The organism is Gryllotalpicola protaetiae (assembly GCF_003627055.1).
Classification (GTDB): Bacteria; Actinomycetota; Actinomycetes; order Actinomycetales; family Microbacteriaceae; genus Gryllotalpicola; species Gryllotalpicola protaetiae.
In genome coordinates this window covers 1,950,562-1,976,474 of sequence record NZ_CP032624.1, presented here as the reverse complement: position 1 = coordinate 1,976,474, position 25,913 = coordinate 1,950,562, and the positions used below count along the sequence as shown (strand labels likewise).

The 25,913-nt window shown below is 72.6% G+C and carries 18 protein-coding genes; 6 read left to right on the top strand and 12 right to left on the bottom strand.

The genetic code is table 11. From position 1 onward, the window contains the following. Positions 1 to 32: 32 nt before the first annotated feature. From D7I44_RS09645 to D7I44_RS09615, 7 genes are all read right to left on the bottom strand, one after another. Positions 33 to 884, bottom strand: coding sequence for an ABC transporter ATP-binding protein (locus tag D7I44_RS09645; RefSeq protein ID WP_120789306.1), 852 nt, complete (start codon positions 882 to 884; stop codon positions 33 to 35). Further along, complete coding sequence (locus D7I44_RS09640; protein WP_120789305.1) at positions 881 to 1,945, bottom strand: FecCD family ABC transporter permease; 1,065 nt, start codon at positions 1,943 to 1,945, stop codon at positions 881 to 883. Before D7I44_RS09640 ends, D7I44_RS09645 begins: the two co-directional genes overlap by 4 nt. Continuing rightward, positions 1,942 to 3,018 carry a FecCD family ABC transporter permease gene (locus D7I44_RS18580; RefSeq protein ID WP_120789304.1) on the bottom strand — a complete coding sequence of 359 codons (1,077 nt, stop codon included), beginning with the start codon at positions 3,016 to 3,018 and terminating at the stop codon, positions 1,942 to 1,944. The genes D7I44_RS09640 and D7I44_RS18580 overlap by 4 nt, the downstream gene beginning before the upstream one ends. Continuing rightward, positions 3,015 to 3,974, bottom strand: coding sequence for an ABC transporter substrate-binding protein (locus D7I44_RS09630; RefSeq protein ID WP_120789303.1), 960 nt, complete (start codon positions 3,972 to 3,974; stop codon positions 3,015 to 3,017). The genes D7I44_RS18580 and D7I44_RS09630 overlap by 4 nt, the downstream gene beginning before the upstream one ends. A gap of 94 nt (positions 3,975 to 4,068) precedes the next feature. Continuing rightward, entirely contained in the window at positions 4,069 to 4,842 is a 774-nt protein-coding gene (locus tag D7I44_RS09625) for an AraC family transcriptional regulator (RefSeq protein ID WP_120789302.1), read from the bottom strand. Beyond that, a complete protein-coding gene (locus D7I44_RS09620; protein WP_120789301.1) occupies positions 4,839 to 6,620 on the bottom strand; it encodes an ABC transporter ATP-binding protein in 1,782 nt (593 codons plus the stop codon). The genes D7I44_RS09625 and D7I44_RS09620 overlap by 4 nt, the downstream gene beginning before the upstream one ends. Further along, entirely contained in the window at positions 6,617 to 8,314 is a 1,698-nt protein-coding gene (locus D7I44_RS09615) for an ABC transporter transmembrane domain-containing protein (RefSeq protein ID WP_120789300.1), read from the bottom strand. Before D7I44_RS09615 ends, D7I44_RS09620 begins: the two co-directional genes overlap by 4 nt. A 172-nt stretch (positions 8,315 to 8,486) precedes the next feature. On the opposite strand from D7I44_RS09615, the gene D7I44_RS09610 reads away from it, so the two are divergent. After that, entirely contained in the window at positions 8,487 to 10,115 is a 1,629-nt protein-coding gene (locus D7I44_RS09610) for a stealth family protein (RefSeq protein WP_120789299.1), read from the top strand. On the opposite strand, the gene D7I44_RS09605 is transcribed toward D7I44_RS09610, so the two are convergent. The 4 genes from D7I44_RS09605 to D7I44_RS09590 form a co-directional block, all read right to left on the bottom strand. Further along, complete coding sequence (locus D7I44_RS09605; RefSeq protein ID WP_120789298.1) at positions 10,060 to 11,031, bottom strand: phosphodiesterase; 972 nt, start codon at positions 11,029 to 11,031, stop codon at positions 10,060 to 10,062. The genes D7I44_RS09610 and D7I44_RS09605 overlap by 56 nt on opposite strands. Positions 11,032 to 11,256: 225 nt before the next feature. After that, on the bottom strand, positions 11,257 to 12,792 hold the full coding sequence (locus D7I44_RS09600; RefSeq protein ID WP_120789297.1) for a carboxylesterase/lipase family protein: 1,536 nt from the start codon (positions 12,790 to 12,792) through the stop codon (positions 11,257 to 11,259). Further along, the gene (locus D7I44_RS09595; protein WP_120789296.1) at positions 12,789 to 14,579 is read right to left on the bottom strand and encodes an FUSC family protein; all 1,791 of its coding nucleotides are present in this window, start codon (positions 14,577 to 14,579) and stop codon (positions 12,789 to 12,791) included. The genes D7I44_RS09600 and D7I44_RS09595 overlap by 4 nt, the downstream gene beginning before the upstream one ends. Positions 14,580 to 14,581: 2 nt before the next feature. Then, positions 14,582 to 15,439, bottom strand: a complete 858-nt coding sequence (locus tag D7I44_RS09590; protein ID WP_120789295.1) for a DMT family transporter — start codon at positions 15,437 to 15,439, stop codon at positions 14,582 to 14,584. 164 nt (positions 15,440 to 15,603) lie between these two features. Here D7I44_RS09590 and D7I44_RS09585 point away from each other — a divergent pair, with 164 nt between their 5' ends. Both D7I44_RS09585 and D7I44_RS09580 read left to right on the top strand, forming a co-directional pair. Continuing rightward, positions 15,604 to 16,098 (top strand): peptidoglycan-binding domain-containing protein, encoded by a 495-nt coding sequence (locus tag D7I44_RS09585; protein WP_120789294.1) that lies wholly within the window; start codon positions 15,604 to 15,606, stop codon positions 16,096 to 16,098. 96 nt (positions 16,099 to 16,194) lie between these two features. Further along, positions 16,195 to 16,842 (top strand): response regulator, encoded by a 648-nt coding sequence (locus D7I44_RS09580; RefSeq protein ID WP_120789293.1) that lies wholly within the window; start codon positions 16,195 to 16,197, stop codon positions 16,840 to 16,842. A 38-nt stretch (positions 16,843 to 16,880) separates the two neighbouring features. Here the strand turns inward: D7I44_RS09580 and D7I44_RS09575 are convergent, their stop codons facing one another. After that, positions 16,881 to 18,152 carry a sensor histidine kinase gene (locus D7I44_RS09575; RefSeq protein ID WP_120790882.1) on the bottom strand — a complete coding sequence of 424 codons (1,272 nt, stop codon included), beginning with the start codon at positions 18,150 to 18,152 and terminating at the stop codon, positions 16,881 to 16,883. 287 nt (positions 18,153 to 18,439) lie between these two features. Here D7I44_RS09575 and D7I44_RS09570 point away from each other — a divergent pair, with 287 nt between their 5' ends. The 3 genes from D7I44_RS09570 to D7I44_RS09560 all read left to right on the top strand — a co-directional run bounded on the left by D7I44_RS09570 (position 18,440) and on the right by D7I44_RS09560 (position 25,909). Next, complete coding sequence (locus D7I44_RS09570; RefSeq protein WP_120789292.1) at positions 18,440 to 19,735, top strand: alpha/beta hydrolase; 1,296 nt, start codon at positions 18,440 to 18,442, stop codon at positions 19,733 to 19,735. Between the two features lie 40 nt (positions 19,736 to 19,775). After that, a complete protein-coding gene (gene lysS, locus D7I44_RS09565) occupies positions 19,776 to 23,072 on the top strand; it encodes a lysine--tRNA ligase (RefSeq protein ID WP_120789291.1) in 3,297 nt (1,098 codons plus the stop codon). Between the two features lie 113 nt (positions 23,073 to 23,185). After that, positions 23,186 to 25,909 carry a helix-turn-helix transcriptional regulator gene (locus D7I44_RS09560; RefSeq protein WP_120789290.1) on the top strand — a complete coding sequence of 908 codons (2,724 nt, stop codon included), beginning with the start codon at positions 23,186 to 23,188 and terminating at the stop codon, positions 25,907 to 25,909. The last annotated feature ends 4 nt before the right edge of the window (positions 25,910 to 25,913 follow it).

Below are 25,913 nucleotides of genomic sequence, written 5' to 3'. Positions count from 1 at the left end.
TCGGGTGGTTCCTTTCTGAGGGCGTGACGGATTCAGGCGATGCCGACGGATGCCCGCGCCGGCCTTCCGGCAGGTGCGAAGACCTGGCCGGGCGCGCCGAGCGGCACGACCAGCGGGCTGCCGGTGACGGGGTCGGGAAGCACGTGCGCGGGCAGGCCGAAGACACGATCGACCAGCTCAGCGGTCACGACGGCCGCCGGGGCGCCGTGGGCGACGATGCGGCCCTCCGACATCGCGATGACGTCGGTGGCGTAGCGGCTCGCCTGGTTGAGGTCGTGCAGCACCGCGACGAGCGTGCGGCCCTGGCCGTGCAGCTCGCGGAACAGCTCGAGCAGCTCGTACTGATGGGCGATGTCGAGGAAGGTCGTGGGCTCGTCGAGCAGCAGGACGCCGGTCTCCTGCGCGAGCGCCATCGCGACCCAGACCCGCTGGCGCTGGCCGCCGGAGAGCTCGTCGACGCGGCGCCCGGACAGCGCCGTGATGCCGGTGGCATCCAGCGCCGTCTGCACGGCGTTCTCGTCCGCGCGGGACCACTGCTGGAACGCGGACTGATGCGGATGCCGGCCACGGGCGACCAGGTCGGCGACGGTGATGCCGTCGGGCGCGATGGACGACTGGGGCAGCAGCCCGAGCCGCCGCGCGACGTCCTTCGTGCGGCATTCGTGGATGTCGCGCCCATCGAGCAGCACCTGCCCGGACTGCGGCTTGAGCAGGCGGGCGAGCGCACGCAGCAGGGTCGACTTGCCGCACGCGTTCGGGCCGACGATCACGGTGAACGATCCATCCTCGATCACCGCGTCGAGGTGCTCGGTGATCACGCGGCCGTCATAGCCGAGGGTGAGATCGGATGCCTGCAGCGGCGCACTCTGAGGGGTGAGGGTCATCGGCGACGTCCTTCCGCGATCAGGAGCCAGATGAAGTACCCGCCGCCGAGCGTCACGGTGACGAGTCCGGTCGGGATCGTCACGGGCAGGGCGTGCTGCGCCACCCAGTCGGAGGCGAGCAGCAGGAGTGCGCCGACGGCCGCCGACGAGGTCAGCCCGATCCCGGCGGAACGGGTGAGCCGCCGTGCGATCTGCGGTGCGGCGAGCGCGATGAATGCGATCGGGCCGGCGAGCGCCGTCGAGGTGGCCGAGAGGGCGACGCCGGTGATGACGAGCAGCAGGCGGGTGCGCTCGGCGTTCACACCGAGTTGCCGCGCGGCGTCGTCGCCGAGCTCGAGCACGTGCATGCCCCGCGACAGCACGGCGGCAGCCGGGAACAGCACGGCGAACGCGATCGCCGCGGGCACGAGCTGCGAGTAGCCGGCGTTCTCGAGCGAGCCGGCGCCCCAGAACGAGGCGCTGATCGCGTCCTGGGTCTGCGCGCGCAGCAGTAGCCAGGTGTTGAACGAGGTCAGCATGGCGGTGACGCCGATGCCGGCGATGATGAGCCGGAAGCCCTGCACGCCGCGCCGCCACGCGAACAGATAGACGATCGCTGCTGTCAGCAGACCGCCCGCGATCGCGGCGATCGTGACCGAGTATGTGCCGCTGAGGCGCAGCACGAGCATAACGAGCAGCGCGCCGGTGTAGGCGCCGGTGTCGAAACCGATGATGTCGGGGCTGCCGAGGGGGTTCCGGGTGAGCGACTGGAAGACCGCGCCGGAGAGGCCGAGTGCGAGCCCGAAGAGGATCGCGATGAGCACACGCGGCAGCCGCCAGTCCAGCACGATCGTCGAGACGATACCGGTCTCGCGGCCGGTCAGCCCGGCGATGACCTGGCCGAGCGTGAGCGAGTACGAGCCCGTGGCGAGCGAGATCACGGCGACGGCCACGGTGATGATCGCCACCGCGGCGACGACGGCTGCGGCGCGACGCGAGAGGCGCAGCGAGAGGCGGCGCCGACGCACGACCAGTTGCCGGCGGCCGAAGTCGAGCGGGTTCGCGACGAGCGGCCGCGTCACAGCGCGCTCGCCTTCGTGCGGCGGACGAGGATGATCAGCACCGGAGCGCCGACGAAGGCGGTCACGATGCCGACGGGCAGCTCCGCCGGGCGCATCGCGATGCGCCCCAGCACGTCGGAGGCGAGCAGCAGGCACGGCCCGAGCACGACGGTGTATGCGAAGATCCAGCGCTGATCGGGGCCGGTGATCCACCGGGCGAGGTGCGGGATCATCAGTCCGACGAATCCGATCGGGCCGGCGGCCGCGGTCGCAGCGCCGCTCAGCAGAGTCACGGCGATCACCGCCGCCGTGCGTGTGACGCGGGCGCGGCTGCCGAGCGCGGCGGCGAGGTCGTCGCCGAGCGCGAGCGCGTTCAGGGGGCGGGTGATGGCCGCGCCGATGATGAGGCCCGCGCCGACGAACGGGGCGATGATCGCCACGGTGCCGAGCGGAGGCCCGGTGAGCGAGCCGGCCGACCATGACAGCATGCTTTGGAAGGTCGTCGGGTTGCTCAGCGTGATGCCGGTGGTGATGCCGCCGAGCACGGCGGCGAGCCCGACACCGGCCAAGGTCATGCGCACGGGGCTCGCGCCGGTGCGGCTTGCGGCGCCGATGATGTACACCGCCAGCGTCGCGGCGGCGGCGCCGGCCAGCGCGAGCCACAGATACTGTCCGATGCTCGTCAGCCCGAGGAATCCGACACCCAGCGTCACGGCGAAGGCCGAGCCCGCGTTCACTCCGAGGATTCCCGGGTCCGCCAGCGGATTGCGCGTGAACGCCTGGATGATCGCGCCGGCACCGCCGAGGGCGGCGCCGACGAGGATGCCGAGCAGCGTGCGCGGCACGCGCAGCCCCGTGACGACGAGGTCGTCGTCGCTGCGGCCGCCGTGCAAGAGTGCGCTCGCCACGTCATGCAACGGGATGACCTTCGCGCCGAAGGCGATGCTGGCCAGCACCAGGAGCACAAGAAGGACGACCGCGGCCACCAGACCGGTTGCCCGGACGCTCACCGGGCGGGTGCGCGGAGCGGGCCGCGCCGCGGCCGGCGCCGGCACGTCGAGCGACTCGACCGCCGCGGTCGCGCCGTGGGTCACCGGGCCTTCTTGAGGACGTCGGCGAAGTCGTCGAGCAGTGCGTCGGCGATGCGGTAGCTGCTCGGGAAGAAGTACGACGTCGTGTAGACGTTCCCGTCCTTGGCGGCGGGCAGCGCTGCGAAGACCGGGTTGTCGGTCACCGGCTTCGCCGCGGCGGCATCGGCGGCGGAGATGATGAGGATGTCTGACTTCGACAGGTCGCTGTATTTCTCGGGCGAGTACTGCACGAAGCCGTCCTTCTGGTCGGCGGCTGCGGCGAAGCGCGCGCCGGCCGCTGCGAGCACCTTTCCGTGCGAGGACTCCGGGCCGTAGAGGAACCAGGTGCTCGCCGTGCCGCTGATCAGGTCGACGCTGTGCGTGGAGAGCTCGTCGGCGTACGTCTTCTTGATGTCGGCGGCCTTCGCCTCGTACGCCGACTTGAGCTTGTCGAGCTGGGCGGTCTTCCCGACGGCCTGCGCCGTGCCGGCGGCATCGGCGGGCCAGTTGCCCGCGGCCTGCGTCCACTTGAGGATCACGGTCGGGGCGATGGCGGAGAGCTTCTGGTACAGCCCGCGGTTCTTCTCGACGTCGGTCTCGAACTCGTCGCCGACGATGAGGTCCGGCTTGAGCGCGGCGATCTTCTCGAGATCGGGAAGGCCGGATGCGTCGGTGATGACGGGAAGGCCCTTGAAGAAGCTCGTGTAGGCAGGCAGCGCCGGCGTGTAACCGCCGATGCCGACGGGCTTGATGCCGAGATCGGCGAGCGCCGTCGCCTCGGGGAAGTCGAACGCGACGATGCGCTTGGCGCCGGCCGGAACGGAGACGTCGCCGTACAGCGTGCTCACGGTGTTTGAGGACGCCGTCGTCTTCGGCGCATCGGCGGCGGCGCCGCTCCCTGTGCACGCAGCCAGGGCGAATACGGCGGACGCTGCAAGGGCGGTGGCGGACAGGATTCGACGCGGACGAATCGGGCGCATGGGGATCAGTGCTCCTCGCGAGTGCGGGTTAGGTAAGGCTTACCAAAGTGGTGCCGCACTCAGAGTAGGCAGGAGTCCGAGCCCTCGTCTGTCGCTAGACGGCCAACTCGTGCCGCTGATCGGCCAGCTGCACGACCCGCGCGAAGTAGGCACCGGGCGTGACGCCCATCAGCTCACTGAACGCCGCGATGAACGCGCTCGTCGATCCGAAGCCGACGAGCATCGCGGTCGCACCCACGCTCTCGCCCTCGGCCAGGTAGGCGAGAGATGCCCGCAGCCGCAGCCGCGACCGCCACTGGGCGAATCCGAGCCCGGTCTCCGCCGCGAAGATCCGCGAAAGGGTGCGCGTGCTCGCACCGACGTGGCGCCCCCATTCGCCGAGGTCGCGCCCGTCGCCGGGGTCCAGCAGCAGCTCCTCGGCGATGCGTACGGCCCTCGCGTCCGTCGGCATCGGCACGCTGACCGTGAAGGTGCGCGCCGGCGTCAGCAGCTCCGGGATCAGGGCCTCGGCCTTGGCGCGCGCCGAGCTCGACGCGCCCGCGTCAACGAGGAAGTCGATCAGCTCGCGCAGCAGCGGGCTGACGGCCACGACGGTCGGCGCCGTCCAGTCCGCGCGCATCTCGCGGGGCAGGTAGATGCCCTGCATCGTCGCAGCCGCGCGCGCCGCGGACGAGCTGTGCCGGACGCCGGCCGGCACCCAGAGGGCCAAGCTCGGCGGCAGCACCCAGTTGCGGTCGCCGACCGTCACCATGAGCACGCCGTCGCGCACCCATGCCAGCTGGTGACGGTCGTGGACGTGCTCGTCGAAGCCCTGGCCCGCGTCCAGCGGGAACCGCGCGAGCACGATCGCCGTAGGGTCGTCAGTCATGGTTCGGTAAGGGTCACCTTACCTGGCGCGGGGGCATCGGCCCAGGCCGACCACAAGCGCCGATACGCACCATCGGCAGCGAGCAGCTGTGCATGGTCGCCCTTCTCGACCACGCGGCCGGACGCCATCACGACGATCTCGTCGGCGGCCCGCGCCTGGTCGAGCCGGTGCGCAACGATCAGCGCCCCACGGCCGCGCACCACGGCAGCGGCCGCCGCGTCGAGGGCACGGGCGTCGTCGCTGCCCGTCTCGGCCGTGGCCTCGTCGAGCACCACGAACTGCGGATCGAGCAGAAACACGCGGGCGAGGGCGAGATGCTGCGCCTCCTGTCGCGACAACACGTGGCCTCCGGCACCGATGACGGTCTCCAGCCCGCGCGGAAGGCGATCGACCCAGGCATCCGCCCCGGTCGCTCGCAGACTCGCGCGCAGCGCCTCGCGCCTCGCGCCGGGGTCGGCTAGCCGAAGATTGTCGGCGACGGTGCCGGTGAAGACGTGCACCTCCTGGCTGACGACGGCGACGGTGCGCCCGCGTCGGGCGCGGCCGAGCCGAACGGTAGGAAGCGCGCCGATGCGGGCGCTGCCTTCGTCCGGCGCCCGCAGCCCGGCGACCACGGTGGCCAGTGTCGACTTGCCGGACCCGGTCGCTCCGACCACGGCGACCCGGCGACCGGCCGGAATCCGAACGGTCACTCCGTGCAGCGCCGCAGACCCGCCGGGGTAGCAGAACGAGACCTGCTCCGCAGCGAGCACGACACCGGCGCCGGCGCCCTCATCCGTCGCCCCATCGTCGGGTTCGGGCTCGGGGGCCGCCACGACGCCGAGGAGCCGCGCGAGCCCGGCCGCCGCCTGCTGCAGCTGGTCGACGACGGCGAGCACCGTGTTGATCGGGCCGAACAGCCCGGCGAAGAACAGTGCGGCGGTGGTCGCGGCGCCGAGGCCGACGACGTGGTCGCGCACGAGGACGTAGCCGACGAACAGGATCGAGCCGAGCCCGACGAACTCCGCGACGTTCAGCCTCCCGTAGAACCGCGTCGCCGCCCGCGTGGCTGCAAGCTCGACATCGACGGCCGCGGTCGAGCTCTGCGTGATCCGGCCGAGCGCGCGGCCCCCCAGACGCAGAGCCCGGATCACGGGCAGGGCGCCGAACGCCTCGATGAGCGCCGCTGCGCGAACTCCCTCGGCCGCGCGCGCCGCCGCGTAGATCGGCCGCGCCGTGCGCAGATACCAGCGCAGCGTCCAGGCCTGGACCGGTACGGCCAGCAGACCGGCCAGCGCGAAGCGCCAGTCGAGGCTGCCGAGGCCGATCAGCGTCACCGCGATCGTCACGGCGGCGGACAGGAAGGCGCCGAGGGCCCCCGTCGCGGCATCCGTCACCTGCTCGACGTCTCCCGTGGTGCGCGCGACCAGGTCGCCCGCGCCCGCGTCCTCCAGCCGGTCGAGCGGAAGCCGCAGCGCGGCGTCGATGACGTCCTCCCGCAAGCCGCCCACCGGCGGCAGCACCAGCGCGGCCAGCAGAACGCCTGACGCACGGGTGCCGGCTGCTCCGACGACGGCGCAGCCGAGAAGCAGTCCGAGCGGCGCGATCAGCGCCTCGGCGCCGGCGTGCGTGGTCACGGCCGCGACGATCCAGCCCACGGCGACCGGGCCGCCGAGGCCGGCGACGGATGCCGCAGCCGTGGTCGCGGCGACGCCCAGAGTGAGCGCGCGGCGGCGTCGGAGGACCTGCCAGGCGTAGCGCACGACGACTCTCGGGGACGCGACCGGCAGCGGCGTCATCGGGCGACCGCCCGGCGATAGGCCTCCGTCTCGAGCAGCTGCTCGTGCACGCCGGAAAGCGGCATCTCCCCGAGGAGGAGCACGCGGTCACACGCAGTGAGCAGCGCCGGGGAGGTCGTGATGATCAGCGTCGTGCGCTCCCGGCGCAGCTCGCGCAGACGGCGGGCGATGATCGCCTCGGTGACCGCGTCAACGGCGCTCGTCGGGTTCTCGAGCACGAGAACGGGCGCGTCGGCGGCGAGCAGTCGGGCCAGGCCGAGCCGCTGCCGCTGGCCGCCCGACAGTCGCGCGCCCGCGTCGCCGAGCTGCGTCGTCGCGTCGTCGGGGGTGAGCTCGTCCGCGTGCGCTGCGCTCAGGGCGCCCGCGACCGCCCGCCCGCCGGGCGCCGACAGGAGCCCGGCGTTCTCGAGCACGGTGCCCGCGAAGATCGGCTGCTCACGGGCGCCGACGAGCAGGACGCGGCGCAGCGCATCCAGAGACAGGGAGTGCAGGTCGGCGCCGTCGACCAGGATTCGGCCGGTCAGAGGGTCGAGCAGGCGGGCGAGGAGCTCGACGAGTCGGCCCGATTCCGCGCCGTCGGCGCAGACCAGGCCGGTCAGCCCGCGACCGAATGAGAACGATGCGACCGATCCCGGTGCGAGCTCGACGTCGACCAGCTCGACGGTGGGCGCCGCCGGGAAGCGGCGCTCGACGGTGGCATCCGTCGCCTCGATCACCGCGGGCGCAGCCGAGATGATCTCGTGCACGCGCTCGGCCGATGCGCGCGCCCGCGCGAGCGCCGGCGCGAACCCCGCGACGGCCTGCATCGGCCCGACGACGAAGAGGCAGAGCCCGAGCGCCGAGACGAGCTGCCCGATCGTGAGCGCGCCGCTCAGCGCGACCACTCCGCCCACGCCTGCGACCAGCGCGAAGTAGCAGCCGGCGAGCAGCGCGTTCACGCCGCCGACGGATGCCTCTGCCTGCGCCAATCGACGCGACGCCTCGACGCCTGCGCGATTGAGCGCGCGATATCTCGCGAGCGAGGCGTCCTCGGCTCCGATTCCTTTGACGACACGGATGCCGCGCAGCAGGTCCTCAGCGGCGATCGCCGCCTGCCCTGCGGTGTGCTGCTCGGCGTGGCTGAGCGGCACATTGCGACGCGACGCCATCGCTGCCGCCAGCAGCAGGAGCAGCGCCCCGGCGAGGATCGCGAGGCCGAGCAGGAGCGCGATGCGAAACAACAGCGCCGCTGCGACGAGCACGGCCATCGCGGAGGCGACCGTCTGCGCGATCACTCCGGCGAACGCGCCGACCCTGTCCGCATCCGCCGACGCGCGCGTCAGCAGGTCGCCGGGTGCGCGATCGGCGCCCCCTGCCGGTGCGAGCGCCCGCCGCGCGACGGCGAGGCGCAGACTGTGGCCCGCGAACTGCTTGGCCCGGGCGCTCGCACGCGCGCCGAACCGGTAGGACAGCGAGAGTGCGACGAAGTCGGCAGCCAAGAGTGCGAGCCAAGCCGCGATGTGCACCGCGTCACCATCCGCGATCGCCCCGCCCACCGTGGCGCCCACGATCACCGGGACGAGCGCCTCGCCGAACTGGTGGCCGCAGTAGAGCGCGCACGCCGCCATCAGGTCGCGGCGACGGGCCAGGACCGCCGAGCGCAGGAGCGCGAGCGCCGGTCGATGGGCGCGGGCACCATGCGTGGCAGTGGTCATCCCTTCACGGTAGGCATCCCGATCTCTGTCCGTCTCGCGTCATCCGGCCAGATGATGCCGAGAATCGGCCAGTATCGGTTGCGCGCGGAGTCGGCGCCCGGGGGCGCGCGTCGCCTCGGCCGCCCCTGCACCCCGTGATGGCTAATCGGCCGGATGTCCATACAGTGGGGGCATGCTTCACGCGATCCCACGGGACCCTGACTCCCCGGCGGCGCAGGGCTCGACCTTGGCCGCTCGCGGCGACATCGTGCTGCGCGGCGGGCTCTACGCCCTGCGCAACGCCGACCTGACGCCGCACGAGTCCATGCTGAGCGATCTGCTCGCCGTGCGCGCCGTGCTCGAGGCATCCGGCATCGCCTTTCTGCTCGTGCGCGACGAGACGGGGCGGCTCGTGCTCGCGGTCGATCGCGCCGCCCGGAAGCGGCTCGCCGCAGCGCTCGCTGAGGCCTTCAGAGACGAGCCGTTCTATGCCAAGACGATGCGCGTCGACGGCACACTGGCGCGCAAGGACGACAGTCGGCCACTGCTGCTGGCAGACGGGGTGCTCTCCGAGCGGCGCAAGGCCGCGGTGTTCCGGCTGTACCGCCCGCGCATCGAGCCGATCGGCCGACTCCGCTACGGCCATCGCGATGCGTTCCAACTCGAGTTGTGGCGCTTCGGCGACGAAGAGATCGAGGCGCCGCTGCCCAATCTGCTGACCCGCACCCGCATCACGCGCGCAGAGGCGGTCGCTGACGAGGTCGAATTGTTCGGGCACGGCTGGCCGACCCTGCAGGGCATGTTCGAGCCTGCGGTCGGCGACATCGACTTTCCGATCGACCTGGTCTTCTCGTGGGTCGACGGCTCGTCAGCCGAGTTCCAGCGGGCGCGCGCCGCGCGGATGGCCAGCTACGTCGTCGGTGAAGGCGACGATTCCGAGGCGCGGTTCCGCCAGATCGACGAGCTCAAGTACGCGCTGCGCAGCGTGCACATGTTCGCCCCGTGGATCCGCCGCATCTTCATCGCGACCGATTCGCCTGCGCCGGCGTGGCTCGCGGAGCACCCTCAGGTGACGATCGTGCGCAGTGAGGAGTTCTTCGCGGACCTCGACATGCTGCCCACCCACAACTCGCATGCCGTCGAGGCGCAGCTGCACCGCATCCCGGGCCTTGCTGAGCACTTCCTGTACTCCAACGACGACATGTTCTTCGGCCGTCCGCTGCAGCCGTCGCTGTTCTTCTCGCCGGGCGGCGTGTCGAAGTTCATCGAGGCGACGACCCGCATCGGCCTCGGCGACAACGACCCGGCGCGCAGCGGCCACGACAACGCCGCGCGGGTGAATCGCCGCCTGCTGCGCGAGCGATTCGGTCGCACGACGACGAGGCATCTCGAGCACTGCGCCACTCCGCTGCGCGTCAGCGTCGTGAACGAGCTCGAGGCGGAATTCCCCGAGGAGTTCCGGCGCACCGCGGGCAGCAGCTTCCGCAGCGCGACCGACATCTCGGTCACCAACTCGCTGTACCACTACTACGCCCTCGTCACCGGGCGTGCGGTCGAACAGCGGCAGGCGAGGGTCACGTACGTGGAGACCACCCTGCGCCGCTCGCTCAACCAGCTCGACCGACTGCTGCGCCGTCGCGATCAGGACATGTTCTGCCTCAACGACGGCAGCCGCCCCGAGCTCTCCGTCGAGGAGCGCACAGCCGCCGTGACCGAGTTCCTGGAGCGCTACTTCCCGATCCCGGCGCCGTGGGAACGGCCTGCGACTAGCGCTCGAGCACCGGTTCCTCCTCCGGAAGCCGCATCGGCTCCTCAGGTGTGACCCACGCGTTGACGCGCTCCGCGATACGGATGCCTGCGTCGGCGAGCTGCGCCTCCGCGGCCTCGGGGCTCACGTAGTCGAGCGCCTGGTATTGGCCGAGCGGTACGACCGAGTGGAGCACGGTGTCCGGGTAGACGTGCACGAGGTTGAACGCCCGGGCGCCGTCGCGCGGCCGCGTACCCCTGGTCTGATCGTGGACGGGGACCTGGAGGTCCTGGGTGTAGCAGGTGGCGGACGCCACGGACACCGGGATGCCGGCGAACACGCCGCTCGAGGAGTAGTGCAGGTGGCCCGCGAGGATCGTGCGGACATCTGAGCCTTCGACGACCTCCGCGAGGCTGGCCTGGTCGCGCAGCTCGACGGTCACCGCCAGGTCGAGGACTGCGGGGACGGGCGGGTGGTGCATGGCGAGGACCGTGCCGTGCGGCGCGGGCGTCGACAGCTCCTCCGCGAGCCAGTCGAGCTGCGCCGGAGTCACGGCGCCCCAGTGCACGCCCGGCACGCTCGTGTCGAGGGTGATGACGCGCAGGCCGTTGACGTCGTAGACGCGGTCGACGGGGCGGGGAGTCGGAACCTCGCCGAGGAGGTGCTCGCGGAAGGTGCGGCGGTCGTCGTGATTGCCCATCGCCCAGATCACCTGCGCACCGATTCGCTGGGCGGCGGGCTCGACGATCGAGCGCAGCAACTGGTAGGCATCCGCCTCGCCCTTGTCGGCCAGGTCGCCGGTGAAGACGATCGCCTCAGGGCGGCCGCGGCTCGCCTCGAGCTCGGCGAACAGCTGAGTGAGGTTGGCGGCGCTGTCGACCCGGCCGTAGAGCCGCCCAGGGACACCCTCGTGGCGTCCGAGCAGGTGGGTGTCGGAGAGGTGCAGCAAGAAATGGTCCGGTCGCGGGTACTCCGCTGTGCGGATGTTCACGGGAGAGTCCGTTTCGCTCGTGCGTGCTCGCGGGATGCGACACGCGTCCGGCGACTATACGACCACCTCGAAATGAACTCCCCACGAACGACACGCAACAAGCCGCGCTCGGGCCGCCGCTCTCCACGTCGTCGACACCGACAGCGTCGCGGATATAGCGCGCAGAGACCCGCGCGTCGCGAGGGTCTGTGAAAAGGACAACGAGCTCTCGCACGCCGCACCGTCTTACTGGAATCCGAAGACTCGAGCACCCCACGCGGCGCGCAGAGACGCGTCGAGGTCCTCGGTCTCCCGATCAACGCGCCCGATGACGAGAGAGGCGCGCCGCGTGCCGAAGAGCGGCCATGGCGGCGCCCCCTCGACATCGGGTGGACCGCCGCGAACGAACGCACCCCACCTGCCCTGCGCGTGCGCCGAGATCCGGTGGGCGAGGCGCTGGCCGCCGAATGTGGCAGCGGAACCGAGATTGCCCCACACGTAGGGCAGCTCGGAGCCATGCGTCGCGCCGAGTCCTGTGATCCGCAGCAGCGGAGCGGCATGGTCGAATCGGTACAGCCAGGTTCCTGCGGCCGTCGCGTGCCCCTCGGCGATCCACGTGGCAGGCAGGCGGAAGGCGAGGTCACGGGCGATGTCGATGCCGCCGCGCCGCCCGGACGCCGCGTAGGCCCGCAGGATGTGCTCGACGCCCGGAAGCTTCACCTCCGGTTGCTCATCACGCAGCTCATCGACCATCCGCCGCAGCTGCGCCGTGGTGATCGGCAGGACCGGCGAGCGCATGAGGCGGAAAACGGAGGCCTCGTCCCGATTGGTCCCGATGATCAGCGGAACCGCTGCACCCTCACCACGGCTCAGCGCCCTGATGGGCGCCTCGGGTAGCAGCTCGCCATCGACGACCGGAGCGAATGCGAGTCTGCCCGGTGTCTCGGTAGGGATCTCGGAATACAGCTCGGACGCGGCAGCGAGGATCCTCTCCACCCCGACGTTCCGCAGCGACCGCGTATCGCGCGGCTCGATGCCGAGGCGGCGGACGAAGCGCGCGGCCACCGCCTCGGCCCGCTCGATTCCGTACATGCTCGCCGCCGGCGCCGACTGCATGATCGCCCGCGTGAACAAGCCGCGGGCCGCCTCGCACGTCAGGAGCGCACCGACCATGCCTGCGCCGGAGGACTCGCCGGCGATCGTCACGCGCGCAGCGTTGCCGCCGAATGCCTCGATGTTGTCCCGGACCCACTCAAGTGCGAGCAGCACGTCTCGCAGACCCAGATTGCCGTCGAACTCGGTGCGGTCGCGCAGCAGCGCCCCCAGCTCAAGGAAGCCGAATGCGCCGAGCCGATAGTTGAGCGTGACCACGACGACGCCCTGGGAGACGGCGAACCGGCCGCCGTCGTAGAGCGGTTGGCTGCCCGATCCCAGCGCGTACGCGCCGCCGTGGATCCAGACCATCACGGGCAGGGGCTCGCCCTCGCTGCCGGCCGGCCGCCAGACGTTGAGGAAGAGGCAGTCCTCATCCAACCGGACGCCGTCACCCAGCCGGATCGCGCGGTTCGGGCTCTGCGGCGCGGCGGCGCCGAAGCGGACCGCATCGGCGGAGACCGGCGAGGCCGCACGCGGGGCGCGCCAGCGCAGCATTCCCGTGGGGGCCTCGGCGTAGCGGATGCCCTTCCAGAACTCCACGCCGCCGCTCGCGCCGCCGCGGAACTCACCGGCGGCGCAGCGAGCCGTCGGACCCCGCGTCCCCGGCGCCCGCGCGTCGGCGGTCATCGACGAGCCCCCAACAGCCTTCGCGCGATCTGCGCGGGTGAAGGGGCCGGAACCGCGCCGTCGGCCGCGCACGCCAGGATCGCATGCTCCAGCTCGTCGAGCTCATGCTCGCCGAGCGGGCGACGGCCGGCGCGCAGCGCGGCGTCGAGCGCGCTCACCCCGTCGACCGCGTCCTCCAGGGCGACGGCGACGGGCAGTGCCGCGTCTCCGCCCGTGCGGGACGGCGTCGGGTCTGCGGCGACGGCTGCCGCCGCAGCCCGGGACTCGTGCGCCGCCCGGTAGGCGTCTTCGCGCACGCGGGGCAGATCGTCCGGCTTCCTCCCGGTCGCCGCGATCTCCCGCAGGTAGTCGACGGCGGCGTGGGCCGTCGCGGCGAAGTGAGCCTCGCCCGGCAGCGAGCGCCGCCCCGGCCACAGCAGGTATCCGAACACGAGCGCGATCGCGCAGCCGATCGCGGTGTCGCCGAGGCGCAGCGCGGGAAGCACGGCGTCCGGCCCCGCGAAGCACGCGCTGAGCAGGGCCGAGGCCGTGATACCGACGACGCTCAGCGCATAGAGCCGCGGGGCGACGAGCACCGCAAAGCCGATCGCGCACGCGGCCACCGGCACAAGCGGCCAACCGGAACCGAGGAAGGACAGCGCGACCGCCGCGACGAACGCACCGCCGACCGTGCCGCCGATGCGGTTGACGGTGCGGGCGAACACCGAGCCGTACTCGGTGCGGACGACGACAGCCACCGTCAGCGGAAGCCAGTAGGAATGACCGGCATGATGCAGCAGACCCGCGGCCGCCGTCGCGAGCGCCATGCACCACGCCAGTCGCGCCCCGGCGAGCAGAAGCGCACGCGGCCCGACTCGTCTCAGGTTCGCGAGCGCGCTCCGACCCCACGGAGCCATGACCGGCGGCGCCCCCTCATGCGCGCCCGAGGGCCGGCCGGCGCGCACCAGGCGGCCCTCTGCCCGAAATCCGTTCGCCGTCCCCGGCTCCGCGACGGCACCGCTCGCATAGTGCGTCGCCGCATCGAGCGCCGCGCGCTGTGCGGCGGCCAGTTCGACGAGGATCTCCGGTCGGCGACGCGGCGGAGTGAGCCGGTAGCCGAGCACGGATGCCTGCGCGGCGGCGCTGCGCGAGGCGAGGTCGGCTCGGCGCTCCGGCGCGTCCGCGGTTCCCACGGCGTCGAGCAGATCCGCGGAGGCGCGGAACACCTCTGCGACGGCCCGGCGCTCGAGCGTCCGGGCGCGCACCGCCCACGGCAGCAGTGCCGGCACCGCCACCACGGCCGTGCCCAGCAGGTACCAGAGGGCTTGTTGCCACCACGGCATCGCCAGGCCGCTGAACTGCCCGAATGCGACCCCGATCACCGCCATCAGGGCGCCGGCCGTGAACAGCGGCCCGATCGCACCGGCCGCACCGGAGACGAAGGCCACGGCAGCGGCGACGACGACCGTGCCCGTGAGGCCGACGGGCAACGCCCCGAGCCCGAGACCAGCGGCCGCACCGAGCGCCTGGGCGGCGAGAGCGAGGGCGCGGGCGCGATAGACGCCGGGGGTGACGAACACGGCGGCGCAGGCCGCGCCGAAGTACATCACACCGAGGGCGGCCGGATCGCCGAGGGAGAATCCGAGCACGGCGCACGCGAGAACGGCGGCGACGGTGCGCGCCGCGGGCAGCACCGCGAGGGGTCGGGCGGCGGGTGTCAGCGCGCGCCGCGCTGCCGGACCGAGCGCGCACCCCCCAGGCATCCGATCGCGGTCTCGCCGTGCGTGCGCAGCCTGCGCTGTCCGCATGTTCACGCCTTCCGCCCGCTCGCGAGGCGCACCGCTCCGTAGACGACCGCCGCGACCGCCGCCGCGTAGCCGACGAGGTGGCCTGCCGTCACCGGGACGACCTCGTGCACGAGCAGCGCGCCGAGGGCGACCGCGATGACGGGGTCGGCGGCGAGGTTCGCCGGGAACGCCGCCGCCAGAGGGCCTGCGCGGAAGGCGAGCTGCGTCAGCGCGATGCTGACGCCGCCGAGCACGAGGAGAACGATCAGCGGCACGAGACCGCCCGGACCGGCGAAGCCGGCGATGCCGGCGCGCGCCCATGTCGCGGCGCAGGCGTCGATCAGCACGGCGACCAATCCGAACCAGCACCCGGCGACGCCGCCGAACACGGCGGCCTTCACGGCCGGCCGTGCCCGCGCCGCGAGCGCGATCAGCAGCCCGCCGAGGGCCGACGAGACGGCTGCCGCGGTCAGGACCGCGGCCGGCTGTGCGGGTCTGGCATCCCCCGGCCGCCCGATGAGCAGGAAGAAGCCGATCAGTCCGGCGAGCATCCAGGCGCAGCCGAGGTAGTCGCGTGTCGTCGGCCGCGGACCGCCGAGCGCCCGCGAGAACGGCAGGGAGATCGGGAGCGCCAGCACGAGAACCGGCTGCACCAGCGCGACGGGGCCGGCTGCGAGCGCCGCGATCTGCAGCACCATCCCGAGGGCGTCCCCACCCATCCCGAACAGCCAGCGCGGGGAGCGGAGCAGCTCACGCCAGCGCGTCCTCGCCCGCGCCGTCCGCCCGTCGCCCTCGCCCATCGCGGCGTGCTGCGCGGCGCTCGACGCGCCGTACGCGGCCGCGGAGGCGAGGGCGCAGACCAACGAGACGATCAGCAGCACGAGCAGCCTCCGACTTCCGCCGGCCGCGTGGGGGAGGCCGATCGGTTGACGGCGCGTTCAGCCGGCCGATCGTCCGAGCGGCCGACGGGTCGGTGACGCCGGCCGGCCGACAGTGGTCTCACCGGCCCGGGAGAACCCGGGTCTGAAGATCGAAGGAGAACATCATGACCACCAGCATCGACACCACCACCCGCACGGACCGCCGGGTCCGCCCCCTCAAGGTCATCGCGGTCGTCGCGGCCGGCCTCGGCATCGTCGGCGCCATGGCGGCCTCGGGCATCGCGGTCGCCGACGACGGCAGCGTCTCGGGCCACCACGCCTCCGCACACGTGAGCCCCGCTCCGGGCCACGCGACCACGGGGCAGCCGATCTCGCAGGGCGGCTCCGTCTCTCCTCAGCACCCCGTCGCTCCTCAGCACCCCGTCGTGCCCGCCGTCGCGCCCAGCGCCGCCGTGGCGAGCCTGCAGCGCGAGCTCGGGCAGCTCAACTACTACGAGGGCCCGGACGACGGGCTCATGGGGCCTCAGACGCGGCAGGCGATCATGGACCTCCAGCGCGTGGCGGGTCTGCCCCAGACCGGGGTAATGGATTCGGCGACCGACAGCGCCCTCATCCACCAGCTGACCTTCGGCAACAGCCAGATGGGCGGCGGCGCCTGAGCCGTCCGGGCCGTGCGGGGCCCGGGCACGGCCGCCCCGTCTGTACCATGGGCCCCGGCGCCCCCGGGCACCTCGCGAGGTGAGGAGAGACGACGCATGTCGACGAAGAGCCAGCCGATCACCGTGGTCGTCGTCGACGACCACCCCTTCTTCCGCGACGGCGTGACGCGGGGCTTGAGCAACAGCGGGTACATCCGGGTTGTCGGCGAGGCCGGGAACGGACGAGAGGGGCTTGACCTGATCGCGCGCGAGCGCCCCGATGTCGCCCTCGTCGACTATCAGATGCCCGAGCTCGACGGCATGGCGGTCGTGCACGCGGTGACGCGCGACGGGCTCCCGACGCGGGTTCTGCTGCTGTCCGCTGTGACCGACAGCGCCGTCGTCTACCGGGCGCTCGAGGAGGGCGCGAGCGGATACCTCTCGAAGGAGGCATCGCGGGGCGAGATCGTGGATGCCGTGCTGAAGGCGGCGAAGGGGATTCCGGTCGTGCCGCCCGAGCTCGCCGCAGGGCTCGTCGATCAGATCCGGCTGCGCGCCCAATCGGCGGGACCGGTGCTCAGCGAACGCGAGACGCAGGTGCTCCGGGGCTTCGCCCGCGGACTCTCGATACCGCAGCTGGCCGCGGAGCTGTTCCTGGGGCAGAGCACGGTGAAGACGCACACGCAGCGGCTCTACGAGAAGCTCGGCGTCTCCGACCGGGCGGCCGCAGTGGCAGAGGCGATGCGCCGCGGCCTGCTCGACTAGCCCCGCACCGCCGCGCGCCGCGGCCGCAGCTGCGCGCCTCATGCGAGCGGCACCATGATCGTCACGGTCGTCCCCCGTGGACGTCCCGGCTCGATGACGAGCTCGCCGGAGGCTGCGGCGATCCGCGTCTGCAGCGACGCGAGCCCGATGTGCCCCTCGGCGAGCCGTGCCTGTCGTGCCGTCTCGCTCAGGCCGACGCCGTCATCTGCGACGACCAGCACCACGTTGCCGTCGCGAGAGCTCAGCGACACGGCGGCGGTGGCCGCCCGGGCGTGCTTCGCGACATTGGCCAGAAGCTCGCGCGCGCTGCCGTAGAGCAGGGCGTCCCAGCCTGTGGCGGCCTCCGGCCAGGCATCCGTCTCGACCGTGACCCGCAGCCCGCCGCGGCCGGACATGCCGTCCCCCAGCTCGTGCAGCGCCCTGGCAAGGCCCGCCTGCTCCAGCACCGCAGGATGCAGCTGGGTGACCGTCTCGCGCAGCAGCGCGCCCGACTCGGCGAGGGCGTGAGCGATGCGCGCCCGCGTCTCCGACCCTCCGTCGGCGGGAAGGTCCTCGAGGTCCATCCGCGCCGCCAGCACGTATTGGAGAGCACCGTCGTGGAGCTGCTCGGCGAGCAGGGTGCGCTCGCGCGCCTCGAGCCCCATGAGCTCGCCGAGCAGAGCCGTGCGCTGCTGCGCCAGCTGGCCGATCGTGAGCACCCGCGACAGCTGCACGCGGGACAGCCCGAAGCAGGCGGCGGCGACCGCGGCGAACACGAAGGCGCGCAGCAGGACGGACCCCCACGGCTCGGTGTTCGGCGCCTTCGTCGCGACGCTGGCCGCCAGGTAGGCGAGCGTCGCCGCACCGGCGACCGCCGCGCAGATGCCCGGTCGGAGCTGTGTTGCCGCAAGAACAGGGATGACGAAGAATCCGTTCACCAGCAGGTCCGCCGTCCAGGTGATCTGATCGGAGGCCCCGGCGATGAGCGTGAGCGCAGACAGGACCGCGACGTCCACGACGAGCGCGAGCCACATCCAGCGCACCGGCCCGACGCCGCCCTGGCGCGCCCAGATCGCGAGCGCGGCGATCCAGCAGGCATACCCGCCGATGAGGACGGCCGCCCCGGCCCGCCCATGGACCGGCGGGACGGCGGCGATCGCGAGCGCCATGAAGGCGAACAGCAGGATGCGCAGCACGAACTGCACGCGGAGACCCCGATACGCGTGCTGGATCAGGATCGCCGACAGCTCGGGGCTCTGCAGGAGGCGGCGCACGCCGGCGACGCGTGGGCCGCCCGCCGGTGTCGACCGGGTTTCTGCGGCAAGGGGCATGGCGTTCACGCGAGGCCTTTCCGAATGCGGAGGCGGAGGGACCGCCTCGGCAGGCGGAAGCCAAGCCGATGCGGCGATTAATGTCTACGCGTTCCCGCGAGCGTCGCCACTGGGGACATTCCCTAGCGTCACTCGCCGAGCGCGCGCTCGCCGTCCTGCCGGGCCGAGCCGGAGAAGTCCTGGGGGTTTCCCCCAGTGGCCGAGGCCGCGCGCGCCCGTAGACATGAGAAGCGGCCGTCCGCCGTGTTCCGTCCTGTCCTCTCACTCTCGTCAAGGAGCCGAGCCCCATGCTCGAGTCGCTGCCCCTGGTGTCCGGCCCCCTTCCGGCGCTGGCGCTCGCCGCGGCGATCGGCGCCGTCCTCGGCACCCTCGCCTGGCGACGCCGCACGGTGCTGCGCCGACAGCTGCTGATCGGCGTCCCGATCGCCCTGGGAGCGACCGCGGCACTCGCTCTCGTCGCGTCGGGCCTCGGTGCGGCATCCCTCGGCATCCCGCCGTCCTGCTACGCCGGAGCCGGTCTGATCCTGCTCGCGCTCGCGCTGGGCGTCGTCGGCTGGCGCCGCCTCGGCGCCGGGCAGCGCGCCGTCGCCGTCATCGCCGTCGTGTTGACCACCCTGTCGGCGGGGCTGCAGCTCAATCTGCAGTTCCAGTACCTGCCCACCGTCGGGGCGCTGTTCGGCGTCGACTCGCAGCACGAGACGACCGAGCGCGCCCTCGACAAGCTGCGCGGAGCGGGCGCGGGCGACGCCGGCCTCGGCTACACGGTGCAGATCGCGATCCCGGGCACGACGTCGAAGTTCCGTGCCCGCGACGCGTACGTCTGGCTGCCGCCGGAGTGGTTCTCCCACCCGGCCGTGAAGCTGCCCGTGATCGAGATGCTCGCCGGGGTCCCCGGCGGCCCCGTGGACTGGACCAGGAGCGGGGCGGCCGACCAGACCGCGCAGGCCTTCGCCGGCGCCCACGGCGGCGTCGCGCCGATCCTCGTCATGCCCGACGCGACCGGAGCCGAGACCGTCGACACGGAGTGCGTGAACAGCGCGCTCGGCAACGCCGAGACGTATCTCACCGCGGACGTCCCGGAGTTCGTGGAGAAGAGGTTCGGGGCGGCGGCGGGCGCCGCGTCCTGGGCTGTCGCCGGCCTGTCCGCCGGCGGAGCATGCGCGATCATGCTCGCGCTGCGGCATCCCGATCGCTACTCGGCCTTCGCCGACTATTCGGGGTTGGAGGGGCCGACGGTGGGCGACACGATGGAGCCGGCGCAGACGACGCAGCAGCTCTTCGGCGGCTCGACCGCAGAGTACGACGCCCATCAGCCGGCGATGCTGCTGCGCGAGGGCAGCTTCCCGGGCATGGGCGGATGGTTCGAGACCGGCGCCGCCGACCCGGGGCCGCTGGCCGCCCAGCGTGAGCTGGCTCCGCTCGCGAGTTCCGCCGGCATCAGCACCTGCACGGCGGTGATCCCGAACGCGGGGCACAGCTTCGGCACCTGGACGGAGGCCTTCCGCGACTCGCTGCCGTGGCTGGCCGGACGGCTGCGGCTCACCGCCGAACCGAGCAGCACTGCCCCGGCGATGTGCGCGTAGTGCACGACCTGACCGATTGGAGACCCGGAAAGTGACAATCATGGACCCGAGCCGCGCCGAGGACCTGCCGGCCTACCGGTTCGACGTGGATCGCCACGCCGCAGACATCGCGGCCGAATGGGGCACGCTCGCCCCAGGCGAGCGCGGCACGGCGCCGGTGAGCTGCGCCGGCCGGCTCATGCTCGTCCGCCATCACGGCGGCCTCATTTTCGCGGTGCTGCAGGACCGCACAGCGCGAATGCAGCTGTTCGTCGACCGCGCGGCCGTCGGCGACGAACTCCACGCCCGCTTCGGCGCGCTCCGACGCGGCGACTGGGTGGGCGTGACCGGACCGGTCATGCGTACCGACCGGGGCGAGCTGTCGATCGCGGTGACGGAGCTGACGCTGCTCGGCCGTGCGGCCCGCCGCCCGCCGGACAAGGACAAGGCGTTCGACGACATCGAGGCCCGGTCGCGGCGCCGGTACGTCGACCTCATGGTCAACGAGCGCACGCGGGAGACCTTCCGCATCCGTCGCGCGGTCATCGACAGCATCCGCGACGGGTTGCGGGCCCGCGGATTCTGGGAGGTCGAGGGTCCGATGCTGCAGTCGATCCAGGGCGGCGCGACGGCACGGCCCTTCATCACCCACCACAACGCCCTCGACCTCGACCTGTACCTGCGCATCGCCCTTGAGCTGCACCTCAAGCGGCTCATCGTCGGCGGCATGGAGCGCGTGTTCGAGCTCTCCCGCGTCTTCCGCAACGAGGGCATCGACGTGCGCCACAACCCCGAGTTCACGATGCTCGAGGCGTATCAGGCCTTCGCCGACTACGGCGACATGATGGAGCTGGTGGAGAGCCTCGTCGTCTCCGCCGCCCGCGCCGCCTTGGGCGACCACCTCGTCGTCACCGTCGGCGATCGCCGCATCGACCTGGCGCCGCCGTGGCCGCGGATCACGCTCGACGAACTCATCCGCACGCGCCTCGGCGTGAGCATGGACCCGACCATGCCCGTCGACGAAGCCCGCGCCATCCTCGACGGGCTCGGCGTCGAATGGGAGCCGGGCTGGGGCTCCGGCAAGCTCATGAAGCAGGTGGTGGACGAGCGGATCCAGCACGAGATCATCGAGCCCGTCTTCTGCGTCGACTACCCGGAAGAGGTCTCACCGCTCGCCCGCCTGCACCGCAGCCGGCCCGGCTATGTCGAGCGATTCGAGCTCATGGTCGCAGGCTTCGAGCTCTGCAACGCCTACAGCGAGCAGAACGACCCGGTCGCACAACTGGCCGCCTTCGAGGCCGAAGCTCGGGCGAAGGCGCAGGGCGATCCCGAAGCGGGCGACATCGACGAGGACTACGTGCAGGCGCTGGAATACGGGCTGCCCGCGACGGGCGGGCTCGGCATCGGGATCGACCGGCTCGTCATGCTGCTGTCGGGCGCCGGCAACATCCGCGAGGTGGTCCTCTTCCCCACCCTGCGGCCCATCGGCGGGGGGCGGTCGCTCGGGGCGGGGCATCCGCTCGGGCTCGGTCGCCTCGCAGACCGGGACGGCACGGTGCCGGCAGCGCCCCCCGTCGCGACTGCGGGACCGGCGCAGGCCGGACCGGTGCCGGCCGAGCCGATCATGCGACCGGATGCTCCGCCCGATACCCGCCCGGCGCAGCGCTCCCGCCGACCGGTGCTCGCGCTCGCCTGGCTGACGCTGATCGGCGGAGTGATCCAGCTGCTGCCGCTCGTCCCCGTGCTCCACTCGCGGCTGCAGGCGGACCCGATCGGACCGCTCTGGTTCCGGGTCACGGGCCACCTCGTGTCCACGCTGCTCGGCCTCCTGCTGATCCTGCTCGCCGGGCAGGTGGCGCGCGGGAAGCGCAGGGCATGGCAGCTGAGCCTGATCCTCTTCGGGGCGGGCGCGGCCGTCAACGCTCTGAAGGGGCCCCACCCCGTCTCGCTCGCGTACTGCCTCGTGATGCTCGCCGCACTGCTGGCGTACGACTCCCGCTTCCGCGGTCGCTCCGATCCGCCCTCCCTGCTGCGGCTGGTGCGTCTGGTGCCGCTGTACGTCGCCGCCGTGCTGCTGTTCGGCTTCGTCACGCTCGCGCTCGGACGCCACCAACTCGGCGCGCCGCTGACCTTCCTCGGCGGGCTCGAGACGATCGCGAGGGGCCTCATCGGGCTGCCGGGTCCGTACGACTACGCGCACCCCTTCTTCGACGCGTACTTCCGAGGGGCGCTGCTCGCGCTCGGCGTGGCGGGCGCGCTCGGCGCGGCGTTCCTGCTGTTCCGGCCCTTCCAGGCGCGCCAGCCGCATTCCCCGCAGAGCTGGGAGCGCGCTCGTCGACTGGTTCACAGCTACGGCTCGGACACCCTGGCGTACTTCACCCTGCGGCCGGACAAGAGCTTCTTCTTCGGCTCGGACGGCGAGGCGTTCCTCGCGTACACCTACCTGGGCGGCTATGCACTCGTCTCGGGTGATCCGATCGGGGCGGGAGCCTCGGTCGATCGGCTGCTCGACGAGTTCCTCGCCTTCTGCGACGACCGATCGTGGAAGGTCGCGTTCCTCGGCGCCCGCGGATCGGAGTCGGCCCGCTACACGGCGCGGGGGCTGCACAGCTTCTATCTCGGCGACGAGGCGATCGTCGAGTGTCAGCGGTTCACGCTGGAGGGCGCGGGCATGAAGGGGGTCCGTGCGGCCGTGAACCGTGTCGGGCGCACCCACCGCTTCGAGCTGCTGCGCGAATCGCAGGCCTCGCCGCAGCTCGTGGCGGCACTGAACGGGATCAGCGCCCGCTGGCGGGGCAAGGCGCCGGAGCGTGGATTCACGATGTCGCTGAGCCAGGACGTCGAGGGCAACGGGCGCAATCCCGAGTTCCTGCTCTGCGTCGCGCTCGACGAGGACGATCGGCCGAGCGGATTCCTGCGCCTGGTCCCCGCGTACGGCGAGGACTTCGGCTACACGCTCGACCTGATGCGGCACCTGCCGGACGCCCCCAACGGGATGACCGAGTTCCTCATCGCGCGCACCGCGGAGGCGTTGAGGGCCGAGGGCATCGACCGCCTCTCGATGAACTTCGCCATGTGGGGGCGGCTCTACTCGGACGACATCCGGTACTCGCCGACCCAGTGGCTGGCCAAGCGGGCCATCGACGTGCTGAACCCGTTCTTCCAGATCAAGTCGCTCCGTGACTTCAACGAGAAGTTCTCGCCGCGCTGGCTCGGTCGCGTGCTCGTGTTCCAGGAGCCGGCCGACCTGCCGCAGGTGGGGCTGCTCTACGCGGGGGCGGAGGGGTTCCTGTCCATCCCGGTGGTGGGCGAGCTGTTCGTGCCGCGGGCCGTCGGAGAGGAGAGCGCGGTGGGCTGACAGAGGCGCCTGCCCCCCCGAAAGGGGGGAAAGTGGATCGCGATGGTCCCGCCGTGGCGGGGATTGGGTCAGGATCGGCTCATGATGCGGGGCGAGGCGGCAGGAGCGAGCTGATGGCTGAGCAGCCGGATGTCGTCGGCTTCGTCGGTCGCGACGAAGAGCTGGCGCGCATCCGCTCCGCGGCCGCCGTCGCGCTGTCCGGCCAGGCGCGCGTCGTGTGGATCGAGGGGCCGGCCGGTGCCGGCAAGACCGCTCTGCTCGATCGAGCGGTGAGCGAGCTCGCGGATTCCTTCACCGTGGTGCGCGCGGAGGCGGACGAGCTCTCCGCCGAGTTCCCCCTCTCCGTCGCCCGCCAGCTCGCCCCCATCGATGCGTCAGACGCTCTCGGCGCGGGTCTCCAGCTGCTCGACGGCATCGTCGAGCTGCAGCGGCACGGGCCGCTCCTGCTGGTGGTCGAAGACCTGCACTGGGTGGATGCGACCTCGCGCGAGGCGGTCCTCGCCGCGGTGCGGCGACTCGACCGGGACCAGGTGCTGACGATCGTCACGAGCCGCGCGGACGACGCCGAGGTGGGCGGCTGGGAGCGGGTGCGACTCGACGCGCGACGCTGCGAGCGGATCGGTCTCGGCCCGCTGACCGTCTCGGACGTCGTCGAGCTCGCCGCGCCCATCGTGGCGCTCTCGACGGCCGCAGCCGAGCGGCTTCACCGCCACACGGCGGGTCACGCGCTCTATCTGCGCACGCTGCTCTCCGAGCTGCGCGCAGACCAGCTGGCCGTAAGCAGCGGCGAGCTGCCCGCGCCACGCTCCCTCGCGGCGACGACCGCCGCGCGCCTGGCCGACGCGTCGGTGGAGGCGCAGTCACTGGCGGTCGCACTGGCGGTCATCGGGCACCCGGTGAGGCTCGCTGTCGCGGCGCGGGTGGGCGCCGTGCAGCATCCCACCGAAGCGCTCGAGTCACTGCTCGAGACCGGATTCTTCGCGTGGCGTCACGGCGACACCGGCTCCGTCGTCGGCTTTGCCCACCCGCTGCTGCGGGCGGCGGTGTACAACGATCTGCCGCCGCTGCGCCGCCAGCGCCTGCACCTGGCGGCGGCGGAGGAGCTCGGGGCGGCCGATGGCCTGGCTCACCGCGTCGCCGCCGTCGACGGAGCGGACGATGCGCTCGCGGACGAGCTCGTCGCCGAGGCCGAGCGCGAACGAGCGGTCGACGCGGCTGGATCGGCCGCCCGCCTCCTGCTCTGGGCATCGGGGGTGCGCACCCCCGGGGCAGTGGCCGACCGGCATCTCACCGACGCCGCGCGCCTGCTCATCTACGACGGCCAGCTGGCGCGCGCGGCCGAGCTGCGCGCCGAGGTGGAAGCCACCCGGCCGAGCCCCGCGCGCAGCCTCGTGCTCGGCACGCTCGACTGGGAGTCGGGCGACACCGTCGCCGCGGAAGCCGAGCTGCGCGCCGCAGCCGATTCCGCCGATCCGGGATTCGCGGCGGAGTCGACCGAGGCGAACGTGGTCCTCGCTCGGCTGCTCGCCCTGCAGGGTCGGGGCCCTGAGGCGATCGCCGCGGCAGAACGCGCGCTGCGTGTGCCGGGGTTGCCGCGCCGGCTGGAGCACCTCGCCTGGCTGGGGTCCTCGCTCGGGGTCCTCATGCGCGACGGCGGGCCGGCCAGCGTCGCCCACCTGTCCACCCGGCTGCCCCAGCCCGCGCCGGAGGTTCCCGCCGAGGAGGTCGACCTGCTCGTCGCGCGCGGTGCGATCGACTACTTCGCCGCGCGGCCCGCGGCGGCGGCCGCCGACCTCAGGGCGGCGATCGCGCTGATCCGCGCCGGCGCCCCTGCCGCCGAGCTGCACCGCGCCCACTACCAGCTCGCGCAGTCGCTCGTGCTCACCGGCGACTGGGATGAGGCGGCCATCCACGCCCACACCGCGCTCGAGATCGTTCAGGACCAGCAGCTGGTCTCCCTGCGGGTCCAGGCGCACTGCGTGCTCGCCTCGCTCGCGGGGCTGCGCGGCCACTGGGACGAGGCGGACGAGCAGCTGCGCCGGGCGATGGACGGTGTCGCGCCCGGTCGTGTGCTGGAGGCGCTCATGACGCCGATGATCGCGCGCGCGACCATCGCGCGCGCGCGCGGCGACTGGGCCGACATCCTGCGGGCCTTCGAGCCTCTGCTGGGCGAGGCCGCCACGCGCGCAGGCATCCGGCTGACGATGGGCACCTCGCTCGAGTGGTGGGCGATGGTCGTGAGCGCGGCGATCGAGGTGGGCGATTTCGACGAGGCCACCCGCCAGCTCGACTCCTTCGAGCGAGCCGCCGTCGAGCGACAGATCGAGCTGTCCGCCGCGCTGCTCGGGCTGCGCGCACGGCTGCTGGCCGCGCGGCCCGGTGCGACGTTGACCGACGCCGAGAACGCGATCGCCCTCCTCCGGCAGGCGATCGCGCAGGAGACCACCGAGACCGCGGTGCTCACGCACGTCGAGCTGCACCGCTGGCTCGGCCGGCTGTTGATCGCGCGCGGCGCCCGGCGCGAGGGCCTCGACGAGCTGCGTGTCGCGCATCGCCGGCTGACGCAGCTCGGCGCCGGACCCGAGCTTGCGCGGGTCGCCGCCGAGCTCGCGGCCGCCGGTGCGGACCCGGGCGTCCCTGCGACCTCTCCGCTGTCGACCCTTACGGAGCGCGAGACGGATGTCGCCGCCCTGGTCATCCGCGGGATGACCAACCGGGAGGTCGCCGGGGAGCTGTACGTGACCGAGAAGGCGGTCGAATACCACCTCGGCAACGTCTACGCGAAGCTCGGACTGCACTCCCGGCGCGAGCTTCGCGCCCTGGCGCACTCGGCGTAGACCC

Coding starts and splice junctions, on each gene's coding strand:
- D7I44_RS09645 (WP_120789306.1), bottom strand. CDS start 884: ATGACCCTCACCCCTCAGAGTGCGCCGCTGCAGGCATCCGATCTCACC.
- D7I44_RS09575 (WP_120790882.1), bottom strand. CDS start 18,152: ATGCCCCTTGCCGCAGAAACCCGGTCGACACCGGCGGGCGGCCCACGC.
- D7I44_RS09610 (WP_120789299.1), top strand. CDS start 8,487: ATGCTTCACGCGATCCCACGGGACCCTGACTCCCCGGCGGCGCAGGGC.
- D7I44_RS09585 (WP_120789294.1), top strand. CDS start 15,604: ATGACCACCAGCATCGACACCACCACCCGCACGGACCGCCGGGTCCGC.
- D7I44_RS09615 (WP_120789300.1), bottom strand. CDS start 8,314: ATGACCACTGCCACGCATGGTGCCCGCGCCCATCGACCGGCGCTCGCG.
- D7I44_RS09600 (WP_120789297.1), bottom strand. CDS start 12,792: ATGACCGCCGACGCGCGGGCGCCGGGGACGCGGGGTCCGACGGCTCGC.
- D7I44_RS09570 (WP_120789292.1), top strand. CDS start 18,440: ATGCTCGAGTCGCTGCCCCTGGTGTCCGGCCCCCTTCCGGCGCTGGCG.
- lysS (WP_120789291.1), top strand. CDS start 19,776: ATGGACCCGAGCCGCGCCGAGGACCTGCCGGCCTACCGGTTCGACGTG.
- D7I44_RS09630 (WP_120789303.1), bottom strand. CDS start 3,974: ATGCGCCCGATTCGTCCGCGTCGAATCCTGTCCGCCACCGCCCTTGCA.
- D7I44_RS09580 (WP_120789293.1), top strand. CDS start 16,195: ATGTCGACGAAGAGCCAGCCGATCACCGTGGTCGTCGTCGACGACCAC.
- D7I44_RS09620 (WP_120789301.1), bottom strand. CDS start 6,620: ATGACGCCGCTGCCGGTCGCGTCCCCGAGAGTCGTCGTGCGCTACGCC.
- D7I44_RS09560 (WP_120789290.1), top strand. CDS start 23,186: ATGGCTGAGCAGCCGGATGTCGTCGGCTTCGTCGGTCGCGACGAAGAG.
- D7I44_RS09595 (WP_120789296.1), bottom strand. CDS start 14,579: ATGCGGACAGCGCAGGCTGCGCACGCACGGCGAGACCGCGATCGGATG.
- D7I44_RS09625 (WP_120789302.1), bottom strand. CDS start 4,842: ATGACTGACGACCCTACGGCGATCGTGCTCGCGCGGTTCCCGCTGGAC.